Source organism: Corallococcus sicarius, assembly GCF_003611735.1.
GTDB classification, from domain to species: domain Bacteria; phylum Myxococcota; class Myxococcia; order Myxococcales; family Myxococcaceae; genus Corallococcus; species Corallococcus sicarius.
Map to the genome: position 1 here is coordinate 1 of NZ_RAWG01000334.1, position 10064 is coordinate 10064.

Sequence of the window (10064 nt, forward strand, 5' to 3'; positions counted from 1 at the left end):
GGACTCGGGGCAGGCGTGGGGGGAGGAGGATCCGGACGCGGACATCGGGCGCGAGTGGGACGAGGAGCCGGCCCCGGCGGCGTTTCCTCCGGTGCCCGAGGCGAGGGCGCTGCAGGAGCGCTCGACGCTGCGCTTCCCCTTCCCGAACGAGCTGGTGCCTCGCGTTGACGCGCCGCCGGTGGACGACCCGCTGGCGGTCACGGAGGACTTCGACGCGGAGCTGCGCGCGGACGCGGAGCGACTGTCGCGGGAGACGGACGGGGAAGAAGGGCTGCCTACGGGGAGGCTCGCGTTCCGGGAGGAGCACCTCACCCCGCCGGGATTGAAGCCGGTGAAGCCCGCGCCCCGGTTGGGGGACGAGGACTTCTTCAACGTCGATTCGGACGAGGACGGAGCGAAGGCCCCGGCGCGAGAGGGGACGGAGCCGCTGGCCTGGACGGAGCTGGCGCCGGATCCCGAGCTGGAGGCACGCCGTGCGGGTGCGGGTCCGGCGGCAGGGGCGGTGGCCGCGGAGGCTTCGGACGAGACGGACTTCGGGTCGGTCGCGGACGACGTGGCGGCGGGAGAGCGGGCGGCCGCGGCCGATGCGGCTTCGGAGCCCACCGAGGAGGAGCTGGCGGCGGCGGGCCTGTCGAACTGGGACGTGTTGGAGGCGGAGCTCAAGGCCTCCGCGACCGCGCGGGAGCGGGAGGAGGGTGGAGAGCCCGACGCGTCCGCGAAGCCGGTGGGCGCGGACTGGTTCGATTCCGAGACCGTGGACGACGTGAAGGCCCCGGATCCGGCGGTCTCTACGAGCCACACTGCTTCACTCCTGGACTTCCGCAACGAGAACAGGGCCCGGTCGGACATGGATGCCGAGCCGGAGTCGCGCGATGCGACCCGTGCGGAAGGCACGGATTCAAGCGCGGAGGCCGGGACTGAATCCCGCGATGCAGCCCGTGCGCTTGGTGATGGCTCAGGCGTAGATGCTGAGACGGAATCGCGCGACGAGGCTCGTGCGAGTGGTGATGGCTCAGGCGTAGATGCTGAGACGGAATCGCGCGACGAGGCTCGTGCGAGTGGTGATGGCTCAGGCGTCGATGCTGAGGCGGAATCGCGCGAGGCGGATCGTGCGGACAGCGATTGGTCCGAGGTGGAAGCCGGGACTGAATCCCGCGATGCGAACCGTGCGAAGGGCACTGGTTCGAGCGTGGATGCCGGGGCTGAATCCCGCGATGCAGCCCGTGCGAGTGGTGCTCGCCCAGGCGTAGATGCTGAGACGGAATCGCGCGACGCAGCTCGTGAGGACAGCGATTGGTCCGAGGTGGAGGCCGGTGCGGAATCCCGCGATTCGCTCCGTGCGGACGGCGCTCGCCCAGGTGCCGATGCCGGGGCTGAATCCCGCGATGCCTCCGACGCGGATCCGTCCCTGTCGCTTCCGGCGGGAAGGCATGGAGCCGGTGAACGGGCGCTGACGGACCGCATCGCCGCGCATCGGGAGGGAGCATCAGCGTCGGATGACGCGGTGCCGACGGACCGCACTCCATCGCGTACCGGTGCCTCGGACGTGGGCTCTGCATCCCGAGGGGAAGGACCCTCCACGCGTCCACCGGTTCCAGTGCCGGGAGGTCTTCGCCGGGCGAGCAAGGCGCGCACCGCGCTCCAGGAAGCAGTTGTTCCCACTGCGCAAGCGGACGCACCGGATCCGGAGCTGGACGCGAAGCTGGAAGCGCTGCGCGAGGAACTCGCCCTGGCGTACGCCGCCATCGAGGAGGCGGAGGCCCGTGCGCTGGACGCGGAGTCCCTGGCCGAGTCGGAGCAGGCGCTCCGGGTCGAGCTGGAGGACCGCATCGCGAGTGAGGCACGAGCGCGAGAGGATGCGCGGCTCGAAGCGGACGCGGAGGTCGTGGCCCGGAGCGCCGTGGAGGTGCGTGCCGAAGCGGAGGTCCACGCTCGCGCCCGCGCGGAGTCCCTGCTGAAGCAGGCGTCAGCGGCGCATGCGGACTCGGAAGTCCGGGCCGTGTCGGCGACGCAAGCGCTGGCGGAGGTCGAAGCGCGGCTCGCGTCCGAGGCCGGCGGCCGGGTGGACGCGGAGTCCCGAGCGGATGCCGAGGAGCGGGCACGCCGCGAGGCCGAAGCCCTCGCGGAGATGGCACGGCTCGAGTTGGTCGAACTCGAGAAGCGCATCGCCACGGAGGTCCAGGCGCGCGAAGAAGCCGAAGCCCGCGCCCGACAAGAGGCGCAAGGCCGCGAGGAGGCCGAAGCCCGCGCGGAGCTGGAGCAGGCGGCCCGCACGGACGTCGAAGCGCGACTGGAGGCCGAAGCCGAAGCGCGGCTCGCGGCGGAGGCCCGTGCGGAAGCGGAAGCCGAAGCGCGGCTCGCGGCGGAAGCCCGCGCCGAAGCCGAAGCCACGGCCCGCGAGGAAGCGCGTCAGCGAGCGGAGACGGAAGCCGAGGCCCGTCAGGAGATAGAGACCCGCGACGGCAAGGAGGCCGCGCTCCGGTCGGACCTGGAAGCCCGGCGTGCCGAGGCCGAAGCGCGCGCCGACGCGGAGGCCAAGGCCCGGGCCAGCGCCGAAGCGAAGGTGAAGCACTCCGCGCAGGCGCTGTCCCTCGTGGAGGTGCGAGCGCACCAACTGGCCCAGTCGCTGGCCCAGTCCGAGGCGAAGGGAAAGCAGACCGCCCAGACGCTGGCCCAGGCGGAGACCCGGGCCCAGGAGGCCACGCAGGCGCTGGCCCAGGCCGAAGCGAAGGCGAAGCAATCCGCCCAGACGCTGGCGCAGGTCGAGGCGCGAGCGCAGCAACTCGCGCAGGTGCTGCTGCAAGTCGAAGCCAAGGGAAAGCAGTCCGTCCAGACGCTGGGGCATGCGGAAGGCCGTGCCACGCAGGCGGAGGAAGCCCGCGCCAGTGCGGAAGCCCGTGCGGAGCAGGCCGAGGAGGCCCGCCGGCAGGCCGAAGCCCGCGCCGCGCAATCCGCCGAGGCCCTGGTCGAAGCGGAGGCCCGGGCCGCGCAGTCCGCCGAAGCCCTGACCCAGGCCCACGCCCACGCGGAACAGTCCGAGGAGACGCGGAAGCGGACCGAAGCCCAGTTCGCCGAGACCTTGAGCCAGGTCAACGCCCGGATGGAGCAGCTCAAGCAGGCGCGTCAGCGGGCGGAGGCGAAGGCCGCCCAGCCCGCCGAAGCCCTGCTCCAGGCGGAAGCGCGAGCGGAGCAACTGACGCGGGCCTTGAAGCAAGCCGAAGCCAAGGCGGAGCGTTCCGCCGAAGCGCTGCTCCAGGCCGAAGCCCGTGTGACCGAGCTGTCGGAAGCCGTGGAGCGCGCCGAAGCCCGGGCCGAGCAGGCGCGCGACGAAGCGGAATCACGCACCGAGCAGCTCACCCAGTCCCAGGCGGACGCGGACAAGACCCACGCGGAACAACTCGCGCAAGCCCGGGCCGAAGCGCAGGCCCGCGCCGAACAGCTTGAGCAAGCACAGGCCAAAGCAGAAGCCCGCGCCGAGCAGCTAGAGCATGCACGGGCCGAAGCAGAAGCCCGTGCCGAACAGCTTGAACAGTCCCAGACCGCTGCAGAAGCCCGCGTTGAGCAGCTCGAGAAGGCACAGACCGCTGCAGAAGCTCGCGCCGAGCAGCTCGAACAAGCACGGACCGAAGCAGAAGCCCGTGTTGAGCAGCTCGAAAAGGCACAGGCCGAAGCAGAGACCCACGCCGCACAGCTCCAGCAAGCCCAGGCCGACTCACAGGCCCGCGCTGAACAGCTCACGCAAGCGCTCGCCGCCGCAGAGGCCCGCACCGAGGACCTCGCGCGTGAGCTGACCGAAGCCAACACTCGCGCGGATCAGCTCACGCGGACGCAAGCCGAAATCCAGGCCCGCGCGGATGAACTCGCGCAAGCCCTGGCCCAGGCGGAGTCCCGTGCCGAGCAGTCCGCCCACGCCCAGACCGATGCGGCCAGCCGCGCGGAACAGGCCCGCCAGGACGCGGAGAAGCGCGCCGAAGAACAGGCCCAGGCCCGCGCGGAAGCGGAAGCCCGTGCCCTCCGCGCCGAACAGACGGCCACCGAATCCACCGCGCGCGCCACCACCGAGGGCCGCCAGCGCACCGTGCTGGAGGTCCGCCTGGAGTCGGAGATCCGGGCACGCACGGACCTCGAGGCCCGCATCGAAACCGAGTCCCAGGCCCGCGCCGCCGCGGAAGCCCGCCTCGCCGCCGAAGCCCAGGCCCGCACCGACACCGAAGCCCGCCTCCAGGCGGAGTCCGCGGCCCTCGCGCAGACGCGAGACACGCTGAAGGCGCAGCTCGAACAACTCCGCGAAGAGCTCGCCCGCGAGCGCGAAGCCCGCGTGAAGCTGGAAGCCGACGCCATCGAACAGCGCCACCAGAACGACCTCGAGCGCGAGCAACTCGAAGCCCGCGCGCAGCGCGACGCCGAGGAGGCCGCGGCGCAGGCCCGTGCCTCCATCCTGCCGCTCGAATCACCGGGCCGCCCGGAGATGGCGGTGGCCCGCAGCGGCAGCCTCACCCAGGAGGGGCTCGCGCGCCTCGTCCTGCGCCTGTGCGACGCGCGCATGGAAGTGCGCCTGGAGCTCAAGGTGATGAACGCGCTGCGCGTGCTGTGGCTGCGCGACGGAGCGCTGGTGGGAGCCGCGTCCTCGGCGCAGGGTGAATCCCTCATCGACCGGGCCCGCGCGGACGGCCTCATCGACGCACGTCAGGAAGCCGAGCTGCGGCTGGTGCGCAGCGCCACCACGGGCACGCTGTTGGAGGCCCTGCGCGGTCGCGGTTACGTGCGCGAAGCCGAATCCGTCCCCCTGGTGCAGCGCTACACCGAACAGGTCTTCCTGGACGCGCTCTCCGAACCCTCCACGCTCTACCGGCTGGTGCAGGAGCCCGCGCCCCACGAGGTCGCGCTCGCCGCCGCCACGCGCCCGCCGCTGCACCTGCTCGCGGAAGGGCTGCGCAACACCCTCACCGCGGAGTCCCTGCTGGACGCGGCCGGCTCCCTGCGTGCCCAGGTGTCCCGAGGCGACGCGCACATGGCCCCGGCCGACTTCGGCCTCTCCGCCCGCGAGCTCCAGCTCCTGCAGGGCGTGGACGGAGAGCGCACGCTGGAGGCGCTGCTGCTGGGCGCGGGGCTGCCGCAGGATGGGGCGCTCAAGACGCTCGCCGTGGCGCGGACGCTGGGACTCATCGTGCTGCACCCGCCGTCGGAGGACGCCTCCGGCGACCTGCCCCCTGAGTTGGACGTGCACCGGTTGGAGGCCAAGTTCGAGGAGATCCAGGAGGCGGACTACTTCACCGTCCTGGGGCTCGCGCGCTCGGCCGGCAGCGAGGAGGTCAAGCGGGCGTACGCGCTCCTGGCCGCCGAGTTCCACCCCCTGCGCTTCGCGGGCCACCCGGACCCCGCGCTCCAGCACCGGGCGCAGCAGATTCGCGCCGTGCTGACGGAGGCCGCCCGGGCGCTGGGCGACGACCGGCTGAGGGGCGAGTACGCCCGTAATCTGCTCGACTGATGGCCGGCGGGGACGGTTGCCCGTCGCGGGCCGGTGGGGTTAAGAGTCCCCCATGGTTCGCGAGATTCTCATCTGGCCCGACCCCATCCTGAAGCAGAAGGCCCGGCCCGTGGCGAAGGTGGACGACAAGGTCCGCGCGCTGGTGAAGGACATGTTCGAGACGATGTACGCCGCTGAAGGCGTGGGCCTCGCCGCCCCGCAGGTGGGCGTGCTCCAGCGCATCATCGTCCTCGACACCCGCCCGCAGCAGCCGGACTCCAAGCCCCTGGCGATGATCAACCCGGAGTTCGTCGCGCTCGAAGGCGAGACGACCTACACGGAAGGCTGCCTGTCCATCCCCGGCGAGGCCGAGGACGTGGACCGCGCCGCCTTCGCCACCGTGCGCTACCTGGACGAGGACGGCCAGGAGCAGACGCTGCGCTGTGACGGCCTCCTGGCCATCGCCGTGCAGCACGAGACGGACCACCTGGACGGCACCGTCTTCGTGGACCACGTCTCCTCGCTCAAGCGCGGGCTCATCCGCAAGCGGATGCTGAAGCACAAGGCGTCGCGCGACCAGGGTACTCCGGCGTCCGCTTAAGGCTTCGCGGCGGCGGCGACGCCCTTCTTCGGGCACCGCGCCGCCACGACGCACGACACGCAGGCGGGCGAGCGCGCGAAGCAGGTGCGCCGTCCGTGCCACACGAGGAGCTGATGCCCCAGGGTCCACCGCTCCCGGGGCAGGAGCGCCTGCAGGTCCTTCTCCACCTTGTCCGGGTCCTCGTGGGTCGTGAAGCCCATCCGGTACGCCAGCCGCTTCACGTGCGTGTCCACCGGGAAGGCCGCGTCGCCGCCCAGGTGGATGCACACCACGCCCGCCGTCTTGAGGCCCACCCCGGGCAGCTGCGCCAGCGTGTCGCGCACCAGCGGCACCTGCCCCCCGTGCTCCGCGACGAGCGTGCGCGCCGTGGCGACGATGTTCTTCGCCTTCGCGCGGTACAGCCCGCAGGTGCGGATGAAGGGCTCCACGTCGGCGGCTTCGACGTGCGCATAGGCCTGCGCGTCGGGGAAGCGGGCGAACAGGGCGGGGGTCACCAGGTTGACGCGCTTGTCGGTGCACTGCGCGGACAGGATGACGGCGACGAGCAGCTCCAGGGGCGTGCGGAAGTCCAGCTCGATGCGGGCGTCCGGCATGGCCGCCTCCAGACCGTCCAGGACCGCCACCGCGCGCTGCCGCTTCTCCGCCACTGTCTCTCGCCGGGCCACGCGGGCGTTGTATGTCACGGGAGGGCCCGGCCCAAGCACCGCGGGCAGGCCCCCCTTTCTTGAAGCGAGGAGAACCATGAAGCCCATCGACTTCCGCTCCGACACCGTGACGAAGCCCACGCCCGCCATGCGGCGCCTCATCGCCGACGCGGAGGTGGGCGACGACGTCTATGGCGAGGACCCCACGGTGCTCAAGCTGGAGGAACGGGTCGCGGAGCGGCTGGGCCTGGAGGCCGCTGTCTTCGTCCCGTCGGGCACGCAGGCCAACCAGATTGCCATCGGTGCGCACTGCCGTTCGGGCGACGAGGTGCTCACGGAGGAGGGCAGCCACATCCTGCACTACGAGGGTGGCGCGGTGCCGGCGCTCTGGGGCGTGCAGCCGGCGCCGCTGCCGGGCGAGCGCGGCCTGCTGACACCGCAGACGGTGACGGCGGCGGTGCGCGAGGACAACATCCACAACCCGCGCACGCGGCTGCTGTCGCTGGAGAACACGCACAACCGGGGGGGCGGCACGGTGTGGCCGGTGGAGCGCTTCAAGGCGGTGGTGGAGGCGGGCCGGAAGGCGGGGCTCGCGGTGCACCTGGACGGGGCGCGGCTGTTCAACGCGGAGGTGGCGGCGGGGCAGCCGGCGAAGGCGTGGGCCTCGCTGACGGACTCGACGGCGGTGTGCTTCTCGAAGGGGCTGGGGGCGCCGGTGGGCTCGGCGCTCGCGGGAAGGGCGGACGTCATCCGCGAGGCGCGGCGCCTGCGCAAGCGGCTGGGCGGAGGCATGCGGCAGGCAGGCATCCTCGCGGCGGCGGCGCTGTACGCGTTGGATCACCACGTGGAGCGGCTGGCCGAGGACCACGCCAACGCGCGCCGTCTGGCGCAGGGGCTGGCCCAGGTGCCGGGCGTGACGGTGGACCTGGAGCGGGTGGAGACGAACATGGTGTTCGCGAACCTGGCGCGCCCGGCGGCGGAGGTGTCCGGGCTGCTCCTGAAGCAGGGCGTCCTGGCCAACGCCACGGGCCCGCATTCCATCCGCCTCGTGTGCCACCTGGACGTGTCCACGGCGGACATCGACGACGCGCTGGCGCGGATCCGCAAGGCCATCGCCGCCTGACGTCCGGGCAGGGACGGCAGGGCGTCCCGTCTCCCGGCGCACGGGGGCCTCCTCGTGGCCCGTGCCGGGACGCTGGAGCCCTGGGGTTCCAGCACCAGCCGACCCAGGCGGCACCTCCCTCGCACCCGTGCCCCGGGACGGCCCTGACACCCCACGGAGCGAACAGGTGCGCACGGGACGCACCTGTCCGCCCCACGGGTACGGAGGATCCGCCCGAAACAGGTGCGTGGGCCGGTGCGTGGTAGGCTCGCCGCGCCGTGCGCCGACCCGCCGTCCTCGCCCTGCTGGCCCTCTCTGCCTGCGCTACGCCGCGCGCGGAGAAGATGAGCTTTGAGGAGCTGTACGCGACCTCGGGCGACAGCGGCTCCTTCAACGACTCCGCGCCGTTCCTCCCCCACGAGCCAGAGCGCGCCGCGGGTCCGCTGGCCCCGGAGCGCTCCCCGGAACTCGACGCCGCGCTCGCCTCCTTCACGGAGAAGGCCCGCGCCTACCGCGAGAAGGTGCAGCGCGGCAGCGTCATGCCCGCCGAACAGGCGCGCAACTGGGAGGCGATGAACGCGGCGCTGGACGCCTTCCTGTCCCGGCCGGTGGAGCGCACGGACACGCGGGACCTGACGCGGGCCCGGGGCGTGCTGGAGGCCGAGCTGGAGCAGGACGCGCGCCTCTACGGCGACATGCCCGGTCCCCTCGCGGAGGCCGTGGTGCTGCGCGTGGGCCGCCTCATCGTGCGCGCCTCCACGCTGCGCCGCTGGGAGCTGCCACCTGAACCCTCCGGCCCGCCGCGCCTCGCCTGGCCCGTGGAGCCCGTGACCATCACCAGCCTCTACGGCGAGCGCTGGCACCCCATCACCGGCCAGCTGCGCCGCCACCTGGGCGTGGACCTCGCGGCCCGCCGGGGCCAGGTCGTCGCCGTCGCGGAGAAGGGCGTGGTCCTGCGCGCGGGCTGGAACGGCGACCACGGCCAGCAGGTGGAGGTCCTGCACGCCGGCCAGTGGGTCACGCGCTACAGCCACCTGTCCCAGGTGCTGGTGACGACCGGCGAGGTGATGGCGCGCGGAGACGCGGTGGGGCTCGCGGGGGACACGGGCCTCGCGACCGGTGTCCACGTCCACTTCGAGCTCTGGCACGACGGCAATTCCCTGGACCCGCTGGAGGCGCTCGTCGCTCCCGAGGCTTCCCCCGAGGCGCCCGCACACGCCCGGCCCGTGGCCCATCAACTGCCGGAATCCCCCGCCCTCACGTCCCAGGGGCGCCACCCGACCGCGGGTTCGCGCCCCTGAGGGGGACGGTCCTGCTGACGGCTACAGCGAGTTCTTCAGCTCCTTGGCCGGCCGGAAACCGACCGTCTTCGACGCCTTGAGCTTCATCATCTCGTTGGTCTGCGGGTTGCGGATCTTCCGCGCCTTGCGCGAGCGCAGCGACCAGGTGCCGAACCCCGGGTAGCTGAAGCGCGTGTCCTTCTTCACCGCCTTGCCGATGTTGTTGAAGACGATGTCGAGGATCTGGGCGGCCGACTTCTTCGTGAGCCTCGACTGCGCAGCCACCACCTCCACGAGCTCTGCCTTGGTCATGACACCCCTCCCTCTTGCGTTGTCTGGCGTTGAACGAGCGGATGGCGGAGGTAACAAATCGAGGTTTCGACTGTCAATGCGCCACCCGCTCCGGGGCCGGAAATTCGGCCTCGGGATGAAAACTGGGCATCGTGAAATACACCCGGTACAGAGAGGGAGGATCGCATCTTTTGATACACCGGCACACCCCCTCCGCGCAGGAAAGCGGGGGTGATCGCTTGATGATCGATTGCGGATGAAAGTCTTTGGAAGATCGATCACTTAGCAACGGGTCCTGATCCAGTTCCAGCAAGGCACCGTCGAGGGGCTAGAGTGCCTGCCCGCGTGCCATCCCGACTGCTGCCCTGGTTCCTGATCCTGCTGTGCACCTGCGCGCGGCCCCCACTGAGGCCGGCCCGGCAGGGCGAACTCTGGGTGGACGGGGCGGCCCCAGGAGGGGACGGCACCCGCGAGCGCCCCCTCCGTTCCCTGGCCGAGGCCCTGGCCCGCCCCGGTCCGCAGCTCGTGCACCTGGCCTCCGGCCGCTATGAGGGCCCCTTCCTGCTGCCCGAGGGGACAAGGCTCGTGGGCGCCGGCCCCACGACGGTGCTGACCGTCGCGAGCGGCGCCGGGGCAGGGGTGGTGGAGACCCGGGGCGAGGCCTCCCTGGAGGCCCTGT

6 protein-coding genes and 1 pseudogene are annotated in these 10064 nt (G+C 72.1%); 5 read left to right on the forward strand and 2 right to left on the reverse strand.

The features are described from left to right. Positions 1-643: 643 nt before the first annotated feature. On the forward strand, positions 644-5488 hold the full coding sequence (locus D7X12_RS43160; RefSeq protein WP_439329411.1) for a response regulator receiver protein: 4845 nt from the start codon (positions 644-646) through the stop codon (positions 5486-5488). 52 nt (positions 5489-5540) lie between these two features. Beyond that, entirely contained in the window at positions 5541-6068 is a 528-nt protein-coding gene (def, locus tag D7X12_RS34510; RefSeq protein WP_120629465.1) for a peptide deformylase, read from the forward strand. Here def and nth read toward each other — a convergent pair. After that, positions 6065-6811 carry an endonuclease III gene (nth, locus tag D7X12_RS34515; RefSeq protein ID WP_120629468.1) on the reverse strand — a complete coding sequence of 249 codons (747 nt, stop codon included), beginning with the start codon at positions 6809-6811 and terminating at the stop codon, positions 6065-6067. The two genes, def and nth, sit on opposite strands and share 4 nt — an antisense overlap. On the opposite strand from nth, the gene ltaE reads away from it, so the two are divergent. After that, positions 6810-7835 carry a low-specificity L-threonine aldolase gene (gene ltaE, locus D7X12_RS34520; protein ID WP_120629466.1) on the forward strand — a complete coding sequence of 342 codons (1026 nt, stop codon included), beginning with the start codon at positions 6810-6812 and terminating at the stop codon, positions 7833-7835. The genes nth and ltaE overlap by 2 nt on opposite strands. A 257-nt stretch (positions 7836-8092) precedes the next feature. Then, positions 8093-9115, forward strand: coding sequence for a M23 family metallopeptidase (locus D7X12_RS34525; protein WP_120629467.1), 1023 nt, complete (start codon positions 8093-8095; stop codon positions 9113-9115). A 21-nt stretch (positions 9116-9136) separates the two neighbouring features. Here the strand turns inward: D7X12_RS34525 and D7X12_RS34530 are convergent, their stop codons facing one another. After that, a complete protein-coding gene (locus D7X12_RS34530; RefSeq protein ID WP_120535979.1) occupies positions 9137-9406 on the reverse strand; it encodes an HU family DNA-binding protein in 270 nt (89 codons plus the stop codon). A 324-nt stretch (positions 9407-9730) separates the two neighbouring features. Here D7X12_RS34530 and D7X12_RS34535 point away from each other — a divergent pair. Further along, a pseudogene (locus D7X12_RS34535) lies at positions 9731-10064 on the forward strand (DUF1565 domain-containing protein); the annotation flags it as partial.

Bases quoted from the DNA above. Each gene is read 5' to 3' on its own strand.
- D7X12_RS34530 (WP_120535979.1), bottom strand. From the start codon at position 9,406: ATGACCAAGGCAGAGCTCGTGGAGGTGGTGGCTGCGCAGTCGAGGCTC.
- nth (WP_120629468.1), bottom strand. From the start codon at position 6,811: ATGGTTCTCCTCGCTTCAAGAAAGGGGGGCCTGCCCGCGGTGCTTGGG.
- ltaE (WP_120629466.1), top strand. From the start codon at position 6,810: ATGAAGCCCATCGACTTCCGCTCCGACACCGTGACGAAGCCCACGCCC.
- def (WP_120629465.1), top strand. From the start codon at position 5,541: ATGGTTCGCGAGATTCTCATCTGGCCCGACCCCATCCTGAAGCAGAAG.